The organism is Methylomusa anaerophila (genome assembly GCF_003966895.1).
In the GTDB taxonomy this organism is placed as follows: Bacteria; Bacillota; Negativicutes; order Sporomusales; family Sporomusaceae; genus Methylomusa; species Methylomusa anaerophila.
Window position 1 is genome coordinate 1,472,231 of the sequence record NZ_AP018449.1, and the last position, 22,939, is coordinate 1,495,169.

Below are 22,939 nucleotides of genomic sequence, written 5' to 3' on the forward strand. Positions count from 1 at the left end.
ATGATGAAACCACGACGTATTAAAACTCCGACGGTTTTACAAATGGAAGCGGTGGAATGCGGCGCTGCCTCCCTAGGCATAATTCTGGCCTACTATGGGCTGTTCCTTCCCCTGGAGCGGCTGCGGCTGGAATGCGGCGTGTCCCGCGACGGCAGCAAGGCCAGCAATATGATGAGAGCCGCCCGGCGCCTGGGACTGGAGGGCGCGGGCTTCCGTGACAGCGCAGCAGGACTGCGGGACCAGGAGCTGCCCTTGATCATTCACTGGGATTTCAACCATTTTCTCGTATTGGAAGGTTTCAAAGACAACCTTGTGTATCTGAATGATCCGTGCGCCGGTCACCGGACGGTGACCTGGGACGAATTTACCGCCTCCTTCACCGGTGTCGCGCTCCGGCTGAAGCCCGGCCCGGATTTTCAAAAAGGCGGCTCGACTCCGGGGATTATCCCGGTTCTAGCCAGACGGTTGCGTGGTCAGAACAAAGTGCTGGTTTTTGCCTTGCTGACCGGTGCCGGCCTGATCATTCCCGGACTGGCCATTCCGGTGTTCAGTCAGGTGTTTTTGGATGATATTCTGTCCTTGAAACATGCGGACTGGCTGTTTAATTTGCTGCTGGCCATGGGGTTCGCGGCGGTGCTGCAGGGGGCGCTGACCTGGCTGCGTTCCTGGTGCCTCACCCGTTGGCAGGGCGCGCTTACCGTCGGGGAGTCCAGCCGCTTTTTCTGGCATCTGCTCCGGCTGCCGATGGAGTTCTTTCAACAGCGCTACGGTGGAGAAGTAGCTTCCCGGGTACAGTTCAATGAAGAGGTGGCAGCGGTGTTAACCGGTCAGGCCGCCACGGCGGTTCTGGATGTGTTGGTAGCGCTGTTTTATCTAAATCTCTTGTTTCAGTACGATGTGTCCTTAACCCTTATCGGCATTGTGTTCAGCTTGCTGAATGTGAGCATTCTCTATTTGATGTTCCGCTGGATGACCGAGCAGCAGATGAAAATCCAGCAGGATAGGGGCAAAGCCTATGGTACGGCTATCGCCGGTATTCAGATCATCGAAACCTTGAAGGCCAGTGGCAACGAGGGCGATTTTTTCAATAAGTGGGCGGGCTATCAGAGCAAATTACTGGAAACGCAGCAAAAAATCGAATTATCCGCACAGACGCTCATGCTTGCGCCGGCTTTTCTGGCCGGTTTGAATACCGCCGTCATTATGGCGGTGGGTGGCTTTCAAATCATGGACGGACTAATGACCGCTGGTATTTTTGTGGCGTTTCAGCATTTGATGGGTAAATTTCAGGAACCGCTGACGAATCTGCTCAATCTAAGCCAGGCGCTGCAGACGACTCAGATGCAGATGCAGCGCCTTGATGATGTATTCCGTTATCAGACTGACCAGGCCAACTATCCGGCGGAGCCGCCGCCGGCCATCGACCGTACCAAACTGTCCGGCCGCGTGGAACTGCGGCAGGTAACCTTTGGCTATAGCCGGCTGGAAGCGCCGCTGATTGAAGATTTCACTCTAACCATCGAGCCGGGGCGCTGGGTGGCACTGGTCGGCGGATCGGGCAGCGGCAAGTCCACGGTGGCCAAATTGGTAGGCGGTCTGTATCAGCCCTGGACAGGGGAAGTCATGTTTGACGGCTTGCCGCGCCGCCGCATTCCCCGGGAGGTCATTGTTAACTCGGTAGCGGCGGTAGATCAGGAGATCATCTTGTTCGCCGGTACGGTGGCGGAGAATATTTCCCTGTTCGATACCACCCTGGCACGCTTCGAAATTACGCGCGCGGCCAAAGACGCCGCCATTCACGGCGATATTACCGCACTGCAGGACGGCTACGACGCCAAGGTGGCGGAGGGAGGACGGAATTTCAGCGGCGGACAGCGGCAGCGACTGGAAATTGCCAGAGCCCTGGCCGGAAGCCCGTCCGTGCTTGTGCTTGACGAAGCGACCAGTGCTTTGGACCCCTTGACGGAACAAGCGGTTATTAACAATATCCGCCGCCGCGGCTGCGCCTGTCTGGTGGTTGCTCACCGTTTGAGCACCATCAGGGATTGTGATGAAATTATTGTTATGCAGCATGGCAAAGTCGTACAGCGTGGCAGGCATGAGGAAATGATGGCAACCGAGGGGCCGTACCGGCAACTGGTTGCCCATGATGCCGGGTGATGTACCGGGGAGGAGGTATATATGGGAGCGGACATGACAGGAAACCGGCAGCTTATACTAAGTAACAGCCAGGTTGCATGGCTGGATGATCAGGACAAGGTATGGCGGGTGGACGAAGGAACGGTGGACATCTATGCCGTCACCGCTGCGGAAAGCCACCATTACCGGCAGCTTTTTCTAGCCCAGGCCGGGGAGGGGCGGCTGCTGTTCGGCTTGTCCCCGGAAACAGCCGGCGGTATCCGGCTGATGGCCATCGCTGTTAAGGCGGCGAAGCTTTGTGCGATGCCGCGGGCGGATTTGCTGCAAACAGCCCGGGAAGCCGGCGAATGTAAGCCGGAGGAGATATTGCCCGCCATTGAAGCATGGTTGGAAGCGCTGCTGGCCGGACCGGAACCACCGGCCGGTCCGACAGCTTTTTCCCTGCTGTCGCCGGGAGAAACCCTGTCTTTGCCGGCGGGGCAGGCGGTCAGAACAGGCCGGGACATAACCTGGGCGCGTGCCGTGTCGGGAGAAATAAGCCTCGGCGCCAGGCCGGAGGATGGCCTGGCGCCGGATATGGCGATTCCGCTGGTTAAGGAGACCTGGCTGGTGGCGAACAGCGAGGCCGTAATACAGGGGCTGACCACGGCAGATATTTTCGTTCCGGCGCAAATGGAGAATCCACAGCGGTTCTGGCAGCCCTTGGACCGCTGTCAGCAATTGTTTGCGACCTTGATGGCCGGCTGGTTTACTGGTGAAGACCGGCGCGACGGCGAACGGCTGGCGGCAAGAGGGCGGCTGAAGGAGCAGTTGCTGTATGGCGCCGCCAATCATCTGCTGCGTACCGATATGCCGGATTTGCCTCCGGCGGCGGTGCCAGACGGCCCGTATTCACCGTTATTAATGGTGGTGAGAGCGGCGGCCGGCCATCTGGGCATTGCGGAGCGGCAGGTGCGCCTGCCGGCCGGAGCGGATCCGCTGAGGCAGGATCCGGCCCTGCTCCGCAGTGTGGCCCGGCTGGCCGGAATACAGGTGCGTCAGGTATGCCTGGAACCGGGCTGGCAGCAGCGGGACAATGGCCCGCTCATCGCTTTCCGGGGACCGGACCGGCATCTGGTGACGTTATTGCCGGTGTCGCCGCGCAAATACCGCCTGTTTGATCCCGGCCAGGCGGAGATGGTAATGATCGAAGACGGAACAGGCCTCGGGATTGAGCCGCTTGCGTATATCCTATATGCCGGGTTGCCCGGCAGAGCGCGAAGTTTGCCCGACTTGCTGAATTTCATGCTCGGGAAGTGCTGGTCCGGCGATGGCTGGAGTATTGTTCTGATCAGTATGCTGGCCGGTCTTATTCCGGTGCTGACCCCGTTTATTACGCAGACGATTTTTGAACATATCATTCCGATTAACGACCGCCAGGGCCTGGTGATGGTGGTGCAGGTCATGCTGGTAGCCGCTTTTGCCACGGCCGGTGTTTCTTTTGCCCGGAGTGTCGCTTTTCTGCGGTTGAAAAGCCGGTCGCAGTTGGTTGCCGAGGCTGCTTTGTGGCTGCGGCTGCTGGCTTTGCCTGCCGGCTTTTTCCGGCGTTATGAGGCCGGCGATTTAGCTCAGCGCATGCATAGTGTCACGCAAATATTCACGCTGCTCTCCAATTCAACCGTGTCGGCCCTGTTCAATGCGCTTTTTTCCTTTTGGAGCCTGCTGGCCATGCTGTATTACAGTTGGAAGCTGACCTTTATGGCCGGGGCGGTGTGGATCGGTTATCTTGGTGTGGCTATTTTTCTCCAATGGCGCATGGTGGCGGCCAAGCGCCGGATGATGGAAGCAATGGGCGAAACGGCCGGTCAAGTGCTCCAGATCTTTAACGGCTTAAGCAAGTTCCGTATTCAGGGGGCGGAAGCCCAGGCGTTTTATTTATGGTCCCGGAAATTCGGCGAACAATGGAAATGGAACAGGGAGTTTCGCTGGAAGGCCAATTGGCTGGAACTCGTTAATACGCTGCAGCCGTTGCTGCTGACCATGCTGATTTTCTGGCTGACAATGGACTGGCTGGAACAAGGGGCCGGGACGCAGACACCGTTCATCACCTTGCCGCAATTTATGGCCTTCAATGCGGCACTGACCGGCTTTAGCGCCACCATAACGGGACTGATGGTATTGAGCGTGAATTTGCTTGAAATCGTGCCCCAGTTGGAACGGCTGCGTCCCATCCTGGAAGCTGAACCCGAAGTAACCGAGGATAAGGCCGAGGTCGGCGCGTTAAGCGGCAGGGTCGAAATCAGCAACGTGTCTTTTCGTTACGGTCCTGATCTGCCGCCGATATTACGTAATGTGTCCATGAATATTCGCCCGGGGCAATTTGCCGCCATTGTGGGGTCTTCCGGCAGCGGCAAATCTACCTTGCTGCGCCTCCTGCTGGGGTTTGAGAAACCGGAGACAGGGTCCATTTACTATGACGGACAGGAATTGGCGGAGGTGAATATTACCTCCGTACGGACACAAATGGGGGTAGTGCTGCAAAACGGGCAGTTGATGGCCGGTGATATCCTCACCAATATTATCGGCTCGCTGCCGCTGACCATTGATGACGCATGGGAAGCGGCGGAAATGGTGGGATTGGCTGAGGATATTCGCGCTATGCCCATGGGTATGCATACCCTGATCAGCGAGGGGGCTTCCAATATTTCCGGCGGACAGCGGCAACGGATTCTAATCGCCCGTTCCGTTGTCCACCGTCCGCGAATTATTGTGTTCGATGAGGCTACCAGCGCGCTCGACAACAAGACCCAGCGAATGGTGACCGAAAGCCTGGACCGGATGCACGCCACCCGCATCGTGGTGGCGCACCGGCTGAGCACGGTAATGAATGCCGATGTTATCTATGTATTGGATAAGGGCGAGATCGTGGAGAGCGGGACTTATGCCGAATTGATGGCGGAAAAAGGCTTATTTGCCACGCTGGCTTACCGGCAGATGGCGTAGCTGGAAGGCGCGAAGCTCAAATATGTAGACAAAAAGGAACTTCCCTGATGGAGTTCCTTTTTGGTTGCGGATTTATACTCCGCCGTTATAAAAACTAAAGTATGGTATGTCCGTGGTAGCTCAGGGCGGTACAGCGCCGCCGCAGTTCCGTGGCCTTGGCCCTTTCCCCTGCGGCCCGGTAACTTGCCAGCAGGGTTTGGGCTGCCGCCAGAAAGCTGTCCTCGTAGGCCAGCCTGGTACTTTCAGCCCACAGTGTCTCCATATCATCCAGATACCGGCCGGTATAACAGTCAACTACTTTTTGGGCAGTTGCGGGTTCGGGCCGTTGCCGGAATTCTTCCGTTGCCTGCCGGAACAGGTCGAGATCGCAGATGATTTCTTCCCTATTCAGGCGATATAAGCCGTTTTCATGCAAAACGGGATTTGCTGCTCCCAGGCTTTCGAAAGCTCGCCGGATTTCACCCCGGCGGGTGTGGAACAGGTTGACGGCATCAGCCTCGCTATTTTCCCATATGTCTCGGCAGACTTGCTCCCGGGTAACTCCCTTGCGGTGTTCCATTAAGTAGGCCAGAAGTTCCCGCGCCTTTTGCGTGCGGATTTTAACCCGGTTTTTCCTGTTGTGGGCGGGGGCGATATAGAAAGCGCCCAGAGTATGCATATAAACCCGTTCTATTGTATATCCGCCATAGGACAGCATTTCCTGAGTAAACTCGGGATTGATGCCGCAATCTGCGGCCAGCTTGAGGACCGGGGCGAAGAGGGGCTTGAAGCGGATGTAATAGCGGTGATCGTATTGCTGGGAAAGCGCCAAAAAGCGCTGGGTGTATTCTTTGGCTGTGACTATATTCCCTTCCCGCAGGTAAATCGCTGCCAGCCTTCCATAAGCGACAGTAGGGTAAGCATAGCTGCCGATGTCTTCACCAATCCGGATGGCTTCGTGGAGAAAGTGCTTGCATTGCTCGCTGTCCAGATGCAGTGTGTCCAAGGCATTGGCCATACGCCCATAGGCCATAATTTGGAAAAAGGGGGTTGTCCCTTTTAAGAGAGTAAGAATTTCGCTGATAATGTGACCGGCCTTTTCCGGCTGTGTCAGCAGTCCGGCGCAAAGCGCCCATATTTTTATGAATAGGTAATGATCGCGGGTGCTGCGGTTCAGAACGGCATATTCCTTCGCCAGGCTGAGATACCGGTCAATAATGGAGAAATCGAAGGGCAGGCCGCAGTAACATTTCAAAAGCTCTTCCGAATGGAGGATCTCCACACGAGAGAGGTAGTGGATACTATAATCTTCGTAAAGTTCCAGTTGTTTCAGACGCGTCAGTTCCGTGTCCAGCAAGGGCAGCACCTTTTCTTCCCGTCCGGTAACCTGATAAGCCTTGGCCGCATAGGCGCCTACGCTGTGGCGCAGCAGCCAGTCCCGTTCTTCCTGGGGGATGGAGAGGGATTTTTCATAAGCTTTCAGACAATTTTTGAAATCGCCACAGTAAAAATAAATGGCGGTTAAATAGCGTTCAAACCATGCCTTCACTCCGACCGCTCCCGTGCTCAGACATTGATCCATCATAGTCATGGTCAGTTCCATTGCCTCGGAGAGCCGGGAGGTCATGGTAAGATTGTAGATTTTTTCGATGACCACAGCATACCAATCCTGCATGGGGGCGTCCGGCGGCAACGGCAGCAGGGAGTCAAGGCAGCGGGTGCTTTCCTCGAACGAGACCTTGTTGCGCAGTACTCTGGCTATATGGGTCATAGCGTACCGGTAGAGGGTTTGATCATCGTCGCTTAAATGGGGGATTGCAGCGCGTAAATATTTTTCCGCCTGATGAAAATCTCCCAGATTAGATAAAATCATGCCTTTGGCCAGCATGACCCGGGGAGATAAATCGGCGGCGCGTTCTTCCAGAAAGTCAAGGTATTTTTTCAGGCTGCGGATGCGGTTCCGGGCAAACGGCAGGGCCAAGATGGCGCCGATGCAATTCTGAATCGCCCTGCCGTCCTCCAAAAGCAAGGCATACTCGGCGGCCTGAGCGTAATCTCCTTCTTCGTAAGAAAGAGCCAGGGCTCGCTTTAGGGTTTCCTTGTACAGTCCCTCGCTAATTTGCCGCAGAAAAGCCCGGAATAAGACGTGGTGGCGATAAGCCGAGGCAGAATGGCGTACTGTGAAGATGTTGTGCTGGACAAGGTTCTCCAATATTTCCCGGCTATTGCCAATGCCAAGGAGGGTATCGCAGAAGGCGGGCTCCAGCACAGGCAGACCGGAGGCGGCCTTCAAAAAAAACTGGACCTCTGCGGGCAACTGCAGGATGATCTCATTTAAGAGATAGCGGTAGAGGTCTTGTTCGGCGTAGAGTCTCGATACAGGAAGGGTCCGGCTGCCTTTTGCGGCCAGACGGTAGGATTGGAGGGCTAACGTCCAGCCTTCGGTGGCCTCGTAAATATCTTCATCAAAAAAACCTAAAAGATGCTCAGCCTCTTCCCGGCTGAAACATAAATCCTGTTTGTTAAATTCAGCCATTCCGCCAGTCAGCTTCAACGGGAGAAGCCCATCCCACGGGGCATGGCGGCTGGCTATGATCAGGGAGAGGGTGGAAGGGCAAGCCACTGCCCACGCAGTAAGCAAGGCGGTTATGGTATGGTTATGAATCACATGAACATCATCCATCAGGATCGACAATCTTCGCTGCCCGATTGCTTCCAACAGGGCGGGCAACAGGAGGGCTGTGAAGCGCTCGCTTAGGGCAAAAGGGATATAGTCTGCGGCGTAAAACTCAAAGCTTCCCAGCTTCTTCCGGATGGACGACTCCAGATGGCCCAGAAAATACGGTATATCACTGTCCCTGTCATCCAGGGAAAGCCAGACCACATCATTCCGGTTCTGGGCGTATTGCAGCATCAGGATGGTTTTTCCATATCCCGCCCCGGCATGAATATAGGTGAGTTTGCTGCCGGGAGGGCAAATATTCTCCACCAGGCGGGAACGGAAAATGATTCCGTCGCCTGGGGCTAAAAGCGGAAGGTCCTTCTTTTGCTTCAGGTAACCGCCTGATTTAACTCTGGCATCGTCCGGTTTGGTTGCTGTTTTAGGAATCAGCCACGTCCAGCCATGGCGCTCCGCACCTTTGATCCTGCCTTTCTGGCAGAGGGTGTGGACCCGGCGCTGAGAGATTCCCCACTTTGCTGCGGCTTCTTTGGGAGTGATATATTGCACCTTTATCCTCCTCCACGACCTGTGCGACCGTCTTCAATGCTAATTATTTTCTTTCATTATAAGCGAACTTTCGAACAATATCGAGCTGAACTTACAGAATGTGAGACAAATTTCCCCTTTTATGGCTTGCAAATGCATGAATGAGTCGAACCATAGGATAAATTGTCGAAAATGGTGGCTGGCGGCAGTTTTGGTGGTAGGCGGCTTTCTATAATCAATATAGTGCAGTAAGGTTCTTTCTGTGGCAAAGACAGAAGGACAAGCCGGTGTATTGGTCGGGAGGCGGGTTATGGATGACGACGGTCAGGCTGACGCAAATGGAGGAAGAGGCATGGAGTAAGTCGGATGATGAGCGGTTTTTTGGCGAAATCTACAGAGAGTACTTTCCACGGATATACAATTATGTCCTTTATCGCGTGAACAACCACCATGACGCAGATGATTTGAGCAATGAGATCTTCGTCAAAATTTTTACCAGCCTGAACCGCTATCAGGCGGAAAAGGCTTCCCTGCCGGTATGGATCTTCAGTATAGCCCGCAACTCGGTAATTGATCATTATCGACGAGGCCTGCAGCCAGCCACATCTTTAGATGTAATTTCCGACCTCTCCGATTCCCGGCCAGGGCCTGACGACACGGTGGCCTCCCGTGAGCTGTGGCAGCATTTGCGGGAAGCTTTGGCCTCTTTATCCCAACGGGAACGGGAAATTATTGCGCTTAAGTTCTGGAGCGGTTTTTCCAACAGGGAGATTGCCGGAGTTATCGGCATCAGCGAAAGCAATACGGGCGTTACCCTGTTCCGGGCCATGCGGCGGCTTCGCCTGATTTTGGAAAGCCAGGGGGTTGAATATTGATGACGGAACGGACTAAGGCCGAACTGTACCTGACCTATCTGGACCGGATCCTGGCCGGGGAAAAAGATATCGAGCCGGTAGAGGACGGCGAGATAGCCGAGCTCATCAGGCTGGCCCAAACCATGATTGCTGCAGATTTCAGCAGTAAAAGCAAAATCAGGGAGATATTGCGAAAACAACTTCTGGGCAGGCTGTCGCCGGAAGATAAAGCCATCCTGGCTGTTATGGCTAACGACGGCAGGAAAGAAGGAGAACTGCTGGAAGAGGAGCTGAACTTTGTAACCGCCGCAGGGCAGGGAGTGGGAAACATTTGCCCCCGCTGTGGGGCAAATATGGGCTGGGTGCAAAGGAAATGCCCGTTCTGCCGATAAGTAATCCCGGGGGTTATGCCTAGACTTGACTACGAATCAAAAGGTCGCAGGTTCGAATCCTGCCGGGGCCGCCGTATGTATTTAAAGGGTTTGCGAGGTTTCTCGTAAAGAGTCGAGGCTGATCGTTATTCAAAGCATCAAGTTGAAGAAGTTATTGCGACTATTGCGAGTTGGGAAAATCCCGCAAAAGTGAAGATGCTTGAAAGATATCACAGAGTTTTAATTGTATTGTATGGTATCATTCGGTAATTTGAGTTTAACATTTGAGTAAAAATTACTCACATTATATTAACGTGAGTAATTTTTACTTTTTTTTACCCGTATTATATTGATATAGGAAGTAATTACCCATATAATGGAATGGAAGGGGCGATACGATGCAAGATAGCATGTTAAAATGTTTACCGCCTGATATTGACCTTGAGACTAAAAAAGTTCTAAAACAGCTTGCCAGATCACATAGAGCACTGGCGGAGTTAAAAGGTTTTGCCGATACGATGCCGAATAAGAACATTTTGCTCAATGCAGTGACCACCAATGAGGCGAAGGATAGTTCCGAAATAGAAAATATCATAACCACTCACGACGAATTGTTTAAGGCTATGTCCCAAGCAAATTATCATAACCCCGCGGCCAAGGAAGTTGTAAACTATCGGACGGCTCTCTGGAAGGGGTATGAGCTCGTCAAAGCCAAAAAAATGATGACCACGAATATGATTGTTGAAATTCAACAAGACATTGAGAAAAATCGGGCCGGTATCAGAAAGTTACCGGGAACGGTTTTGCAAAACCAGACGACGGGTGAAGTGATTTATACACCACCCAGTAGTGAACAAGAAATTCTTGCCCTCATGTCAAACCTGGAAAGATATATAAATGATGATTATGATACGATTGACCCGCTGATAAAGTTGGCAGTAATTCATTACCAGTTTGAATCGATCCACCCGTTTTATGATGGGAATGGACGCACCGGAAGAATCATAAATGTTTTATACCTGGTTCTTAAAGAACTGTTAGATAGTCCCATTCTATATCTTAGTAAATACATCATACGCAACAAAAGCGCCTATTATCGGCTGCTACAGGAAGTGCGGACGAAAGAGGCTTGGGAGGAATGGGTTCTTTTTATCCTGGATGGCATTGAACAAACCGCCGAAGAGACATTGCTATTGGTGAAAAAAATTAATGCAGTGGTGGACAAGACTGCAGAAGACATAAAAAATACGCTGCCACGGGTTTATTCAAAAGAATTGGTGGAGCTGTTATTTTATGAGTTTTATACCAAAACCGCCTACATTGAAGCAGGTCTCGGCGTTTCGCGCAAGACAGCGGCCGGTTATTTGTCGGCTCTAGAAGAAACTGGCTTCCTTGTATCGCAGAAAATTGGCAAGGAGCGAATTTATCTCAACAAGCAATTATTTGAGGTGGTTCAGGCGGCAGGGGCCTAAAAGGTGCCTAGGCTGTGACGCCAAAGTTCAGGGATAATTCTATGGTTTGAGGTGACGTATGGAAGATTTATTATGCGATATGTGCGAGGAGCGCTGCGAGCATCCTGAGACAATATGCCGCGCGAAAGCCGAAATGCTGCCGGAAAATACGGTGCAGCAATTGGCGGAAACTTTCAAGGTCTTAGGCGATGGCACCCGGATTAAAATACTGCAGCTCTTAACCAAGCGGGAAATGTGCGTGTGCGATATTGCCGAGACGCTCTCCATGGGCCAGTCGGCCATTTCCCACCAGCTCCGGGTGCTGCGGGCCGCCAGGCTGGTCAAATTCCGGAAGGTCGGCAAGGAGGCCTGGTATTCGTTGGACGATGACCATGTGGTGGACCTGATGCGTCAGGGGCTGGAGCATATCAGCCACACCTAGTGGGTAAAACTTGTAAGTAACTCATTTCTAGAAACAACATAGAATATTACATAAGACGTTCCCGCACATCATGATAGGGAGGACTCATTTTGAAAAAGGTTTGGGATGAGCCAGAAATAGAGGAATGGCCAAATGAGTTTGAAGTACGGCAAATATGTGCACCCAATTGTATGCCAAACTGTTTGCCAAGCTGCAGGCCGCTTTGTTATCCTTCGTGCAGACCTAGAAAACCGCCTGCCTGCAATCCGGCTTTTACTAAGTACTATAACCCATATTAGAGTGCATTTCACCTGCAGTATTTCTGTTTCCACTCATGCCCCGGAAACGGTGAATCAATCCCAAATTCTTAGCCAATCAGCTCGAAGAAGATGAGTACCCCACTGATTGCTAAGAGTATGCCGGCAATGCGCTGTACCATATGCAGCCGGTATGAAAACTAATTGCCTCCGGAAAGCAATAGGGAAAATATAATAATCAACTCCTCTACACGCCTAAACAGGCAGAAGCGGCAGAGTTTTTTTCGACAAGATTCGGTTTTGACTTCGAGTTGATGCAAACCGTTTTTTTAATCATCGCATTTTTTCATGAACATGCCCTGGTAACCAGGACCGCTCTATTGACAGCAGGGAAAAGAACAGATATATTTTAAATGACTATATATTCAGGCGGTGTGTGATGAAAAAGTATGCCTGTGATTCCGATATGTGTGAACAGCTATGTGAACATCCTCAGACTATCTGTCTGGCGAAAAGCGAGATGATGCCGGAAAGGGAAGTGCAGCAAGTGACGGAAATTTTCCGGTTATTGGGTGATATAACCCGGTTTAAAATCCTGCAAGCGTTATCCAGCCGGGAGTTATGCGTCTGTGATATTGCAGCGGTGGTTGATATGGCGCAATCGGCTGTATCTCATCAGCTTCGTCTGCTGCGCGGGGCCCGCTTGGTAAAGTACCGCAAAGAAGGGACGCTGGCCTGGTATTCGCTTAATGATGATAATATTGCCGTCCTGCTGCAGCATGGGATCCATCATATCCAGCAAAATGAGAAGTAAATGACCGGATAAACAAGAGGACTGACCGCTATGCGGTCAGTCCTCTTGTTTATCTATCTAACGCAGCCTTTGCATAAGGCGCATTCCGTTTAGTGTCACCAGAATGGAGGACCCCATGTCGGCTAATACCGCCAGCCACAAGTCAACATAACCCCAAAAGGTAAAGATCACAAATACGATTTTGGTCAACAGAGAAAAGCCGATGTTTTGTTTGATAATCGCAACCGTTTTGCGGCTTAGGTTAATGACATAGGCCAGTTTGCCCAGATCATCGGCCATTAAAGCGATATCGGCCGTTTCCAGCGCCGTATCCGAGCCGGCCACGCCCATGGCTACGCCAACACTGGCGGCGGCCAGTGCCGGAGCGTCGTTGACGCCGTCCCCGACCATTACGACGGTGCCGTATTCCTTGGTCAGCTTTTGCACGGTAGTCACTTTGTCCTGGGGCAACAACTCGCTGTAGTAGGCGTCCAGATTCAGGGTCTTGGAAATAAAGGCGGCAACCCGGCTGTTGTCCCCGGACAGCATGGCGATGTGTTTCATGCCGGCCTGCCGCAGTTCCCGGATGGCGTCTTTACTGTTGTGCCGCAGTGTGTCCGCTACGGCGATCAATCCCCAAATGGACGTTTGGGAGCCGATGAGCATGACCGTCTTTCCTTGCTCTTCCAGGCTGATCATGACTTCTTTATGTTGCTTAAGGCTTAGGCCCAGTTCTTCAAATAACCGGGGGTTGCCGACATAGACCGTTTGCCCGTTGACATCGGCCTGCGCGCCGCGGCCCACCAGGGCCTTGAAATTGGTAGCCGGCGGCAGGGGAAGCTGCTTCGCTTTTTCCACAATTGCTACGGCCAACGGATGTTCGGACCATTTTTCCACGGCCGCCGCCAGGGTCAGCAGCTCGTGTTCCTTTTTTTCACCCAGTGGCAGCAGCTCGGTAACGACCGGACGGCCATAGGTAAGGGTGCCGGTCTTATCAAAGGCAATGGCCTGAATACCGCCCATTTGTTCCAAATGAGCGCCGCCTTTAATGAGTACGCCGTTGCGGGAGGCATTGCCAATCGCCGACACAATGGAAACCGGCGTGGAGATGACCAAGGCGCAGGGGCAGGAAATGACCAGCAGCACCAGGCCCTTATAAAACCAGGGGGCAAACGGCTGATTAAACAGCAGCCACGGCAGTACCATGATACCGGCAGCAACAAGTAGGACCGCCGGGGTATAGTACTTGGCGAAAACATCGACAAATTGCTGGGACGGCGCTTTCTGGGCCTGGGCCTCTTCCACCAGGTGCATAATTTTGGCCAATGTGGAGTCGGCGGCAATATGGGTAACCTCAATTTCCAAAGCGCCGTGCTCATTAACCGTTCCGGCATATACCGGGTCTCCGGCCGTCTTTTCCACCGGCAGTGATTCGCCGGTAATGGTGGCCTGGTTAACGGCCGACAGGCCGCTTTTCACAATGCCGTCCATAGCAATCCGCTCACCCGGTTTGACGATCATGGCATCGCCAGTCACGATTTCTTCCACCGGCAGCCGTTCCTCCACTCCATCGCGCCGTACCAGCGCCTCGGGCGGGGCCAGCTCCATCAGCGCCCGGATGGATTGACGGGTTTTATCCATGGTGTAGGTTTGCAGGGTATTGCCGAAGGAGAATAAAAAGGCAACGGCGGCGCCTTCGCTCCACTCGCCGATGGCCGCGGCGCCAATTACGGCCACGGTCATGAGAAAGTTCATGTCAAAGGTAAGGGAGCGCAGGCCGTACAGTCCGCTTTTGGCGGCGCTGTAACCGCCGATCACGGCGGCGGCAACATACAGGGGAATGAGAACGGTGTTGCCGTAGTTCAGCCACTCCAGCACCGTGGCCAACCCCAGAATAACGCCGGATACAATCATCGCCTGGGTCCGCCGGTTGGACCACCACGCGGCTTTGGCCTCCGGCCGGCGCGGGCCTGCCGTCAGGCGTTCGGCCTGATAACCGGCCTGTTTAACCGCCTGCAGAATGTCGGCAACCGGGGCAGCATGCTCGACCGTCATTTTGCCGGCGGCAAAATTCACCTGGGCTGACGCTACGCCCGCCAGGGCGGCAATGCGTTTTTCCAGCTTGGCGGCACAGTCGCCGCAGTCCAGACCAGCAACCTGAAAGACCGATTGCTGGGTGCCGGAAGGCCCTCCCGCTGCGGGCATGAGCGCGGCCTGATAGCCAAAGCCGCCAACTGCCTTGGCAATTTGTGCCGGCTGGAGCTTAGATTGATCATAGGTGACTTTCAGCTTAGCGGTGGCAAAATTAACGTTGGCATCCATGACACCGGTTAGTTTACTGATCCTCTTTTCCAGTTTGGCGGCACAGTCGGCACAGTCCAGGCCATCGACGGTAAAAGTGCTGGTCAGGGTGTTAGCCCTAGACGGTGTTGTTTGCGCGCTTGCCGGGTGAACCGTGTCAGCGCAGCAGTCGCAGGTGGCAGGCGCCGGAGTGGCGACTGCATCCGCACCGGTGCAACAATCGCAAGCCGGCTCAGCCACCGGCCGGACTGGCGGCTCTTCTGAACAACAACTGCAACCCGGTTCAGCAGCGGCTGCAGGGATTGACGGCGGGCAGCAGCCGCAAGTCGCTGCCGGTTTCGGTTTGGTGGATGGTTCGGACGCTGGTGAACAGCAGCCGCTCTGGCAGGCTGTTTTCTTGGGCGGTTTATTTCCTGATAGTTTTTTAAAGGACATTTGCTTTCACTCCTATCTGTGTTTGCTATGGGCAATCGTCTGCACCAGTAACGAGCTTACATGATTGTCATCCAGGCAATACCAAGCCAGTTTTTCCCTCACGGCGATATTTGACCAGACGCGCATTGCGCGACTTGCTGCGCTTCCTGGTCCGGGAGCGCTTCTTTTTTTGGCGGCGGCAACAACATCCTGATGTTCACAAGATTGCGCGCACAAGTTGTCTTGATACTCTATAGCCAGCATAAGCAGCCTTCTCTGCTTTGATATAGTATATATGAATACATACTCATATGTATAATATATGAGGGTTCGATAAAAAAGTCAAGGGAAAAATAGAATAGGAGTGGGTTTGCTACTGGCATGCGCTGGACCGGGATGACCGGTCCAGCGTCCGGTACTGCGTCAACCACGGCTTGCTGCTGTCGGTCTTCTGGATGGTGGCTAGCAAGCTTTTGATGGTTACATATAGTCATTTATTTTCTTGACAGCCATGGCAGTAAGGAGTATATTGTATGTATGAAAAAGTATTCATATATATTATATATTAGCAATGTGCCTTCGAGTCCTGCAAAGGAAAGCAGCGTGAAAACGAGAGAGACTAATACCTGCCAGTGCCCGCAAGTAATTAGGGGCGGTACTGGTTTCGGGGTGCTTCAGGCAAGAAATTTTTTTAATCTACGCAATGAGAATGATTACTATTCTCTAAAAGAAGACTTAATTTGTTCCTGGAAGCAGGACGGTGAAAGGAGGTGAAAATATGCGTAAATGGTTGCTGCTTTTGCTGGTGCCGCTATTATTCGCCTTTAGTACCAATACTGCCCTGGCAGCCAAGACCTGGGGGCATGTGGTCAGCGATATGGAGAAGGCCTTAAATCAGTCACTGACCGTGTATAAACAGGGAGATGCCGAGAAAGCCAGGGAATTGGTGAACGATGCCTACTTCGGCGTGTTTGAAAAAGACGGCATGGAACGGGCAGTCATGTCCAATATTTCCGGCAAACGGGCCAGTATCGAGGAATATAAAATCAGCACAATTCGCAAGTTGATGTCCAACCAGGCCCCGGTGGCCCAAGTGGAAAAGGAAGTCAAGGATTTGGTTGTCATGTTGCGTGAGGATGCGGCTCAACTGGATGGCAAACAGCAGAATCCGACGGAGACATTCGTAGCGTCCTTACTGATTCTGGTGCGCGAAGGGTTTGAGGCTATTCTGGTTATTGGCGCAATTATTGCCTATTTGATCAAATCCGGTAACGCCGCCAAAACCCGTATTGTCTACTATAGCTCCCTGGCAGCGATTCTGGCCAGTTTTGCAACCGCCGTCGCGTTTCAGCAACTGTTCAGCATTAGTGGTGCCAATCAGGAAATACTGGAAGGTGCGACCATGCTGCTGGCAGTAGTGGTGCTATTTTCCGTCAGCCACTGGATGGTGGGCAAGGCAGAAACGCGAGCCTGGCAAAACTATATTGAGGGCAAGGTGCAGGAGTCCTTGAGCAGTGGTAATACCTGGTCTCTGGGGGCGGCCGCATTTCTGGCGGTCTACCGGGAAGGGGCGGAAACGGTACTTTTTTATCAGGCATTGTTTGCTGATGCCGACGGTCAGCAGGGCATGATCTGGGGCGGCTTTGCTGTAGGCTGCGTGGCGCTGGTGGTCATTTTTGCTTTTATTCGCTTCGGCAGCGTGCGAATTCCGTTGAAGCCGTTCTTTTTGGGCACCAGTGTGCTCATGTACCTTTTGTCTATCAGCTTTGCCGGCGGTGGCGTAAAAGAATTGCAGGAGGCCGGTGTAGTGGGCGTAACGCCGGTACCGGGCGTGGGAACCATCGACTTATTGGGCATTTATCCCACTTGGGAGACGCTGGTGCCCCAGTTTGTCTTGATGCTGCTGGCAATCGGCGGGGTACTATATCAACGGCGCAAAAACAAAAGCCAGCTTTCGACCGGAATTTGACCTTGGCGGTAGGGAAAGCTGATTGATGCTATTGTGTACTTATACTGGATAATGCTACAAACAATAAGGTGGAAGAGAAAAGGGAGGGTATATAGGTGAAGAAGAAAATGTATTTTGTCCTAATGATTGTACTGGTTAGTGCTTTGGTAGTATTTGCGTCCGGTTGCGGCAGCAGCCAGACCACGAAACCGAGTGAAGCGCCAAAAACGGAGACCAACACCGATGCCAAGACTGATAAAGCGGCCGCGCCGCATGAAGCTAAGGGATTTGAGGAGTTCCCGATTGGCGAGGAACAGGAGATGGAGGGGCTGAAGGTTGCTGCCGTGTACTTCCAGCCGGTGCAAATGGAGCCTGCCGGCATGAGCCTGCCGCCCGATAAAGCCGACTTGCATCTGGAAGCCGATATTTCCGCGACCGCGGACAACAAAACCGGTTTCGGTGTAGGGGACTGGGTGCCGAATTTGACGGTAAAATACAAACTGAAAAAATTGGATAACGGGCAAGTCATGGAAGGCAATTTCATGCCGATGAATGCTACGGACGGGCCCCACTATGGCGCTAATGTAAAAATGCTGGGTGCCGGCAAATATGAAGTGGTGTTTATTATCGAAAGTCCGGAAAAACAGGGCTTCATGCTACATACCGACAAGGAAACCGGGGTGCCGGGCCGGTTCTGGACCAAACCACTGGAAGTCAAATGGGAATTTGATTTCATTCCAAGAAAATGGGGCGTGTAATCGCATTCCTGAAAAAGGGTAGAAAAACAAGTGGTCCGGGAATCCGTTCCCGGACCTTTTCCCCCATTGTGGGGATTAAGTCAAAAGGGGGTAGCGTATGCTTCAATACTTGATACCGGTGCTGCAAAATCTGGCAGCAATCTGTATTCCCCTGGCTTTGCTCTTCGCGCTGACCGGCCAGCGACCAGGGGAAAGGGTGACGAAATGGTTTTGGCGGGGCGTAGTGTTTGGCAGCGCAGGCGCACTGGCTGTGGTGCTGATGGAATGGTATACGGTATGGATTAATCGTGAATTATACGAACTGGGGATACAAGGAGTGGCGCTGATCGGCGAAGTATTGTTGCTGCTCTACGGCTGGCTGGGCTATTGGCGGAGGAAGTTGTATGCGGGTGGCTGGCTGCCAAGGGGTGTTGCATTTCTCGTGCCCGTGGCACTGCTTTTTTACCGGGGACCGGATGTATTGTTGGTGCCGGCCAATGGGTTGGTGATGGCCACCACCTGGGCCAGCAGCGAACTGTGGCTGCAAATCGCCGGTTGTTTGTTGGGCATGGGCCTGGCGGTACTGGCGGCGGTGGCTGTACTGAGGGTAGCCTTCCCCTTGCCGCCCGTCACGGTGCTTGGTGTGGCTACGGGTAGCTTTTTGACGGTGATGGCCCAACAGACGGTCAGTGTGGTGCAAGTAATGCTGGTCCGCGGACTGGTGCCGATGAAGCAGTGGTTGTTGGCGGTCATGGTGCCGCTGATTAATGGTCTGGATTGGTTTTTTTATGCGCTGTTGGTCAGCACTTTGGTATTAGCAGTGGCGCTATTGCTCCGGCGGTCAGGGGCAGTGGACCCGGACCTCAATCCGGCCAAGCAGCGCAAAATCCGTGCCACCGAACGCAATCGGCGGCGCTGGGGGGCGGTGGCTGGTACAAACTTGCTGTGTATTTTGCTGTTGACCAGCGTGGGCAAGGCCTATGTGGATCAGAAGGTGGAATTGTCGCCGGCTGTGCCGGTGACGGCCGAGCAGGATGAAGTCCGGGTGCCTCTGACAACAGCGGGTGACGGTCATCTGCACCGTTTTGTCTACACGGCGTCCAATGGAAAGCCGGTTCGGTTTATCATCATTAAGAAAAGTGGTTCGGCCTACGGGGTTGGATTGGACGCCTGTGATATTTGCGGACCGACCGGGTATTACGAACGCGAAGGCCAGGTGGTGTGCAAGCTGTGCGATGTAGTGATGAATACGGCGACCATCGGGTTTACGGGCGGTTGCAATCCGGTGCCGCTGGCCCATAAGGTGGACGGGGGAACCCTGGTTGTACCGGTGACGGCCCTGGAAAAGGAAAAAGAACGATTTTAGCGGGGAGGAAGGACTATGTTTTGGCGGATGCTGCAAGGCGCGCTGGCCAGACAACAGCGGCGGCTGTTCATGGTAGCGCTGACCATTGCGCTGGGGGTTTCCCTGACGACAGCCATGCTTAACGTGATGCTGGATGTTGGCGATAAGGTCAACCGGGAGCTCAAAGCGTACGGGGCCAATATCACGGTTACGCCCCGTGCGGCGTCGGTGGTGAAAGATCTGTACGGCGTGGAGACGACCGAAGGAAGCGGTCAGTACCTGCAAGAAGCCGATTTGGGCAAAATTAAGACGATCTTTTGGGCGAACAACATTGTGACTTTTGCGCCCAGTCTGGTCACTGATGCCGTGGGCCCGGACGGACAAACCATCCCGGTCGTGGGCACCTGGTTTGACCACGAGCTCCCGTTGCCGACCGGTGATACGGCCGCTACGGGCATTAAGGCATTGAAATCCTGGTGGGATGTTCAGGGAAGCTGGATTACGGATACTGATAATCAAGGTGCAATGATGGGAAGTCTGTTGGCCGCAAAACTCGGGTTGCGGCCGGGGGATATAGTCACCCTTCGGCTGGCGGGCGGGCAGCAGGCCGAGAATTTCACGATAACCGGGGTGTTTAATAGTGGCGGAGCCGAGGATGAACAGATTTTTGTGCCTCTCCGCAAGGTGCAACAGGCGTTGCATTTGGACGGGAAAATCGGCAAAGTGGAGGTAAGCGCCATCACTACCCCGGAAAACGAGCTGGCCCGCAAGGCGGCTCAGGACCCGAAAAGCCTATCGCTTAAGGAATGGGAAACCTGGTATTGCACCGCTTATGTCAGCTCTATTTCATATCAAATCGAGGAAGTGGTAAATGGAGCTCGCGCCAAACCGGTGCGGCAGGTAGCGGAATCAGAAGGGGCAATCTTGCAGAAGACACAGTTGTTGATGCTGCTGATTACCGTTCTCAGTCTGGCTGGGTCGGCATTGGGCATTTCCAATCTATTAAGCGCCAGTGTTATGGAACGCAGTAAGGAAATCGGGCTGCTGAAGGCGTTGGGGGCGACTGACGGCGCGGTGGCACTCTTAGTGCTGGTGGAAACGTTGCTGGCCGGGGCTGGTGGCGGGCTTTTCGGCTATTTTGCCGGTTTGGGTTTTGCCCAGATTATCGGCTGGAGCGTGTTTGGGTCCGCTGTGGCGGCCAAAGGCATGGTCATCCCTTTGGTCATGATATTGGTCGCGCTGGTGACGCTGGCGGGCAGCCTGCCGGCCATGCGGATGCTACTTACGCTACGGCCGGCTGAAGTACTTCATGGCAGGTGATAGAATAGTATGACAAAATACTCTTTATACGGAAAAATGGTGTTATATGCCTTGTTGCGCCGCCGGTCGCGCATGCTTGTCGCTTTGCTGGCGGTAGCGATTGGTGCAACCGTGCTGTCAGGACTGGTGACGCTGTATTACGATGTGCCCCGGCAAATGGGCCGGGAATTTCGCTCCTACGGTGCCAATCTCTTATTGTTGCCGGCGGGGGACAATCAAATCTTGCGGGAACAGGCCGTGCAGCAGGCGGTGGGTTCGCTGCCGCAGGGGAAAGTGATTGGCTTAGCCCCGTATTTGTATGACCGGGTAAAAGTCAATGCCCAGCCGGTCCTGGCAGCGGGCACGGATTTTGCCGCCGTGCAAAAAGTCAGCCCCTACTGGCAGCTTGCAGGCCAGTGGCCGGCACCCGGCTCCGGTGGGGTAGTCGTCGGCGCAGAGGTGGCGGAACGGCTGCGCCTGGAACCAGGCCAGACGGTGGCAGTGGCGGTGCCGGGGTCTGATGAAGAGAAAAAGCTGCCGGTGGCGGGTATTGTCCACACCGGGGGCAATGAAGAGGACTTTATTTTTATGGAACTGCCCTTGCTGCAGCAGTGGCTGAGCAAACCCGGCCAGGTTAGTGTGGCCCAGGTGAGCGTGCAAGCTGGCGAAACCGAATTGACGGCCTGGTTGCAGCAAGTGACCGATGCAGTGCCTGGCATCATGCCGCGGCTGGTCAAACAACTGACCCAGTCGGAGGGGCTGGTGCTGGGTAAATTGCAGGCGCTGGTGTATCTGGTTACGCTGATTGTCCTGTTGTTAACCCTGATCTGTGTGGCTACCACCATGATGGCGGTAGTGACCGAGCGGCGTAAGGAAATCGGACTGAAAAAGGCGCTGGGGGCGGAGAACCGCAGCATTGTCCTGGAGTTTCTGGGGGAAGGAATCGCGCTCGGCGGGCTGGGCGGTCTGTTGGGCACCGGCTGCGGCTTCTTTTTTGCGCAGACCGTCAGTATCCAGGTTTTTGCCCGGTCCATATCTTTTCAACCGCTCGTAGCGCTGGCCGCTTTTATAGTGGCGGTAGCGGTGGCTGGCCTGGCCTGTCTCATTCCGGTCAGGATGGCGACCCATGTGGAACCGGCGATTGTGCTCCGGGGCGAGTAAGGGAGGACTATGATGAATATATTGGAATTACGCGGTATTACCATGGATTACGGGACGGTCAAGGCCCTGGACAACATTCACTTGACGGTCAAGCAGGGCGAATGGCTGGCGATTATGGGCCCGTCCGGCTCGGGGAAGACTACGCTGATGAATATTATTGGTTGTATGGATAAACCTTCCAACGGGGCGGTCGTTTTAGACGGGGTGGACTTGTCCACTTTACCTGCCAAAGGCTTGACTGCCATTCGCCGGGATAAAATTGGACTGGTGTTTCAGCAGTTTCATCTGGTGCCGTATTTGACCGCTTTGGAAAATATAATGGTGGCGCAATACTATCACAGTATGCCGGACGAAGCCGAGGCCCTGGCGGCTTTAGAGCGGGTGGGTCTTAAAGAACGGGCCCGGCATTTGCCGAGCCAGCTTTCCGGCGGCGAACAGCAGCGGGTATGCATTGCCCGGGCGCTTATCAACTATCCGGCGCTTATCCTGGCCGACGAACCGACCGGCAATCTCGACGAAGCCAACCAGAATCTGGTGTTGGGCATTTTCCGGGAGCTGCACCGGGAAGGACATACGATTATTACCGTGACCCATGACCCGGCAGTGGCAGAGCGGGCGGAACGGTGCATCGTGCTGGGGCATGGCCGGATTGCCGATCAGCGGCAAAACGGCTGCCGGACAGGGGAGGTGGCCTGCACATGCGCAAATGGCTAGCCGGTTTAGCGGCGTGTATTTTGACGGTCGGTCTGTTGGCCGGCTGCGGCGGAGTTAAGGAAACGGGGCCAGCGGCAAAAAACTATACAGATGGCACCTATATGGCCCGGAGCAGCCCCGATGAACGGGGCGCAGTGGGTGAAATCACGCTGGTCATCGAAAAAGGACGGATCGTCAAGGCTGATTACAGAGGAATTAAAAAAGACGGCACAATCAAGGATGAAGATTACGGTAAAACCAACGGTAAAATTGAAAATCAGGAATTTTACAAAAAAGCACAACACGCGTTGAAAGCTTCGGCGGCCTATCCGGCCAAGCTGGTGGAGACGCAAAACGTGAAGGCTATTGACGCGGTATCAGGGGCCACCGTTTCGTATCAGCAGTTTAGCGAAGCAGTGAAAAAGGCGCTCAACCAGGCTGCGCCGGTGGACGCCAAGTCCAGTGCCAGTATTTCTTTAAAGCGATGGGCTTTGGATACGTTGAAAAAAATATTTCAGTAGGCTGACGCAGGTGCCGGCACCGATGGCGTTGCGGCGGCCGGACAAGGAAAGGGTATGATGAGCAA

General features: G+C 53.8%; 17 protein-coding genes. 14 read left to right on the forward strand and 3 right to left on the reverse strand.

The window, feature by feature from the left end; translation table 11 throughout:
- A complete protein-coding gene (locus tag MAMMFC1_RS06460) occupies window positions 1-2,160 on the forward strand; it encodes an NHLP family bacteriocin export ABC transporter peptidase/permease/ATPase subunit (protein ID WP_126307484.1) in 2,160 nt (719 codons plus the stop codon).
- A 21-nt stretch (window positions 2,161-2,181) separates the two neighbouring features.
- Entirely contained in the window at window positions 2,182-5,121 is a 2,940-nt protein-coding gene (locus MAMMFC1_RS06465) for an NHLP bacteriocin export ABC transporter permease/ATPase subunit (protein ID WP_126307486.1), read from the forward strand.
- Window positions 5,122-5,215: 94 nt separating this feature from the next.
- Here MAMMFC1_RS06465 and MAMMFC1_RS22620 read toward each other — a convergent pair whose 3' ends face one another.
- The gene (locus tag MAMMFC1_RS22620; protein ID WP_197723930.1) at window positions 5,216-8,329 is read right to left on the reverse strand and encodes a hypothetical protein; all 3,114 of its coding nucleotides are present in this window, start codon (window positions 8,327-8,329) and stop codon (window positions 5,216-5,218) included.
- Between the two features lie 293 nt (window positions 8,330-8,622).
- Between MAMMFC1_RS22620 and MAMMFC1_RS06475 the strand changes: the two genes are divergently transcribed.
- The 5 genes from MAMMFC1_RS06475 (at window position 8,623) to MAMMFC1_RS06495 (ending at window position 12,476) form a co-directional block, all read left to right on the forward strand.
- Window positions 8,623-9,183, forward strand: a complete 561-nt coding sequence (locus MAMMFC1_RS06475; RefSeq protein WP_126307488.1) for an RNA polymerase sigma factor — start codon at window positions 8,623-8,625, stop codon at window positions 9,181-9,183.
- Window positions 9,183-9,554, forward strand: coding sequence for a hypothetical protein (locus MAMMFC1_RS06480; RefSeq protein ID WP_126307490.1), 372 nt, complete (start codon window positions 9,183-9,185; stop codon window positions 9,552-9,554). Before MAMMFC1_RS06475 ends, MAMMFC1_RS06480 begins: the two co-directional genes overlap by 1 nt.
- A 389-nt stretch (window positions 9,555-9,943) precedes the next feature.
- A complete protein-coding gene (locus MAMMFC1_RS06485; protein WP_232035705.1) occupies window positions 9,944-11,005 on the forward strand; it encodes a Fic family protein in 1,062 nt (353 codons plus the stop codon).
- Between the two features lie 58 nt (window positions 11,006-11,063).
- Window positions 11,064-11,426, forward strand: coding sequence for an ArsR/SmtB family transcription factor (locus MAMMFC1_RS06490; protein WP_126307494.1), 363 nt, complete (start codon window positions 11,064-11,066; stop codon window positions 11,424-11,426).
- A gap of 675 nt (window positions 11,427-12,101) precedes the next feature.
- Window positions 12,102-12,476 carry an ArsR/SmtB family transcription factor gene (locus MAMMFC1_RS06495; RefSeq protein WP_126307496.1) on the forward strand — a complete coding sequence of 125 codons (375 nt, stop codon included), beginning with the start codon at window positions 12,102-12,104 and terminating at the stop codon, window positions 12,474-12,476.
- A 57-nt stretch (window positions 12,477-12,533) separates the two neighbouring features.
- Here MAMMFC1_RS06495 and MAMMFC1_RS06500 read toward each other — a convergent pair whose 3' ends face one another.
- Both MAMMFC1_RS06500 and MAMMFC1_RS06505 read right to left on the reverse strand, forming a co-directional pair.
- The gene (locus tag MAMMFC1_RS06500) at window positions 12,534-15,059 is read right to left on the reverse strand and encodes a heavy metal translocating P-type ATPase (RefSeq protein ID WP_408631241.1); all 2,526 of its coding nucleotides are present in this window, start codon (window positions 15,057-15,059) and stop codon (window positions 12,534-12,536) included.
- Window positions 15,060-15,203: 144 nt separating this feature from the next.
- Entirely contained in the window at window positions 15,204-15,434 is a 231-nt protein-coding gene (locus tag MAMMFC1_RS06505) for a hypothetical protein (protein ID WP_232035706.1), read from the reverse strand.
- 514 nt (window positions 15,435-15,948) lie between these two features.
- Between MAMMFC1_RS06505 and MAMMFC1_RS06510 the strand changes: the two genes are divergently transcribed.
- The 7 genes from MAMMFC1_RS06510 (at window position 15,949) to MAMMFC1_RS06540 (ending at window position 22,874) form a co-directional block, all read left to right on the forward strand.
- Window positions 15,949-17,139, forward strand: a complete 1,191-nt coding sequence (locus tag MAMMFC1_RS06510; RefSeq protein WP_126307500.1) for an FTR1 family iron permease — start codon at window positions 15,949-15,951, stop codon at window positions 17,137-17,139.
- A gap of 95 nt (window positions 17,140-17,234) precedes the next feature.
- Window positions 17,235-17,876 (forward strand): iron transporter, encoded by a 642-nt coding sequence (locus MAMMFC1_RS06515; protein ID WP_232035707.1) that lies wholly within the window; start codon window positions 17,235-17,237, stop codon window positions 17,874-17,876.
- 97 nt (window positions 17,877-17,973) lie between these two features.
- A complete protein-coding gene (locus MAMMFC1_RS06520) occupies window positions 17,974-19,221 on the forward strand; it encodes a DUF2318 domain-containing protein (protein ID WP_126307502.1) in 1,248 nt (415 codons plus the stop codon).
- A gap of 15 nt (window positions 19,222-19,236) precedes the next feature.
- A complete protein-coding gene (locus tag MAMMFC1_RS06525) occupies window positions 19,237-20,520 on the forward strand; it encodes an ABC transporter permease (RefSeq protein WP_126307504.1) in 1,284 nt (427 codons plus the stop codon).
- Window positions 20,521-20,529: 9 nt separating this feature from the next.
- Window positions 20,530-21,660: an ABC transporter permease gene (locus tag MAMMFC1_RS06530; protein ID WP_126307506.1), complete on the forward strand. Its 1,131-nt coding sequence runs from the start codon at window positions 20,530-20,532 to the stop codon at window positions 21,658-21,660.
- Window positions 21,661-21,672: 12 nt separating this feature from the next.
- The gene (locus MAMMFC1_RS06535; protein WP_126310483.1) at window positions 21,673-22,374 is read left to right on the forward strand and encodes an ABC transporter ATP-binding protein; all 702 of its coding nucleotides are present in this window, start codon (window positions 21,673-21,675) and stop codon (window positions 22,372-22,374) included.
- Entirely contained in the window at window positions 22,359-22,874 is a 516-nt protein-coding gene (locus MAMMFC1_RS06540; RefSeq protein ID WP_126307508.1) for an FMN-binding protein, read from the forward strand. The genes MAMMFC1_RS06535 and MAMMFC1_RS06540 overlap by 16 nt, the downstream gene beginning before the upstream one ends.
- Window positions 22,875-22,939: the final 65 nt, after the last annotated feature.

What these genes read in the sequence shown, in the direction of transcription:
- MAMMFC1_RS06465 (WP_126307486.1), top strand. Translation starts at nt 2,182, where the DNA reads ATGGGAGCGGACATGACAGGAAACCGGCAGCTTATACTAAGTAACAGC.
- MAMMFC1_RS06530 (WP_126307506.1), top strand. Translation starts at nt 20,530, where the DNA reads ATGACAAAATACTCTTTATACGGAAAAATGGTGTTATATGCCTTGTTG.
- MAMMFC1_RS06505 (WP_232035706.1), bottom strand. Translation starts at nt 15,434, where the DNA reads ATGCTGGCTATAGAGTATCAAGACAACTTGTGCGCGCAATCTTGTGAA.
- MAMMFC1_RS06485 (WP_232035705.1), top strand. Translation starts at nt 9,944, where the DNA reads ATGTTAAAATGTTTACCGCCTGATATTGACCTTGAGACTAAAAAAGTT.
- MAMMFC1_RS06460 (WP_126307484.1), top strand. Translation starts at nt 1, where the DNA reads ATGATGAAACCACGACGTATTAAAACTCCGACGGTTTTACAAATGGAA.
- MAMMFC1_RS06520 (WP_126307502.1), top strand. Translation starts at nt 17,974, where the DNA reads ATGCTTCAATACTTGATACCGGTGCTGCAAAATCTGGCAGCAATCTGT.
- MAMMFC1_RS06535 (WP_126310483.1), top strand. Translation starts at nt 21,673, where the DNA reads ATGAATATATTGGAATTACGCGGTATTACCATGGATTACGGGACGGTC.
- MAMMFC1_RS06490 (WP_126307494.1), top strand. Translation starts at nt 11,064, where the DNA reads ATGGAAGATTTATTATGCGATATGTGCGAGGAGCGCTGCGAGCATCCT.
- MAMMFC1_RS06540 (WP_126307508.1), top strand. Translation starts at nt 22,359, where the DNA reads ATGCGCAAATGGCTAGCCGGTTTAGCGGCGTGTATTTTGACGGTCGGT.
- MAMMFC1_RS06480 (WP_126307490.1), top strand. Translation starts at nt 9,183, where the DNA reads ATGACGGAACGGACTAAGGCCGAACTGTACCTGACCTATCTGGACCGG.
- MAMMFC1_RS06475 (WP_126307488.1), top strand. Translation starts at nt 8,623, where the DNA reads ATGACGACGGTCAGGCTGACGCAAATGGAGGAAGAGGCATGGAGTAAG.
- MAMMFC1_RS06525 (WP_126307504.1), top strand. Translation starts at nt 19,237, where the DNA reads ATGTTTTGGCGGATGCTGCAAGGCGCGCTGGCCAGACAACAGCGGCGG.
- MAMMFC1_RS06495 (WP_126307496.1), top strand. Translation starts at nt 12,102, where the DNA reads ATGAAAAAGTATGCCTGTGATTCCGATATGTGTGAACAGCTATGTGAA.
- MAMMFC1_RS06510 (WP_126307500.1), top strand. Translation starts at nt 15,949, where the DNA reads ATGCGTAAATGGTTGCTGCTTTTGCTGGTGCCGCTATTATTCGCCTTT.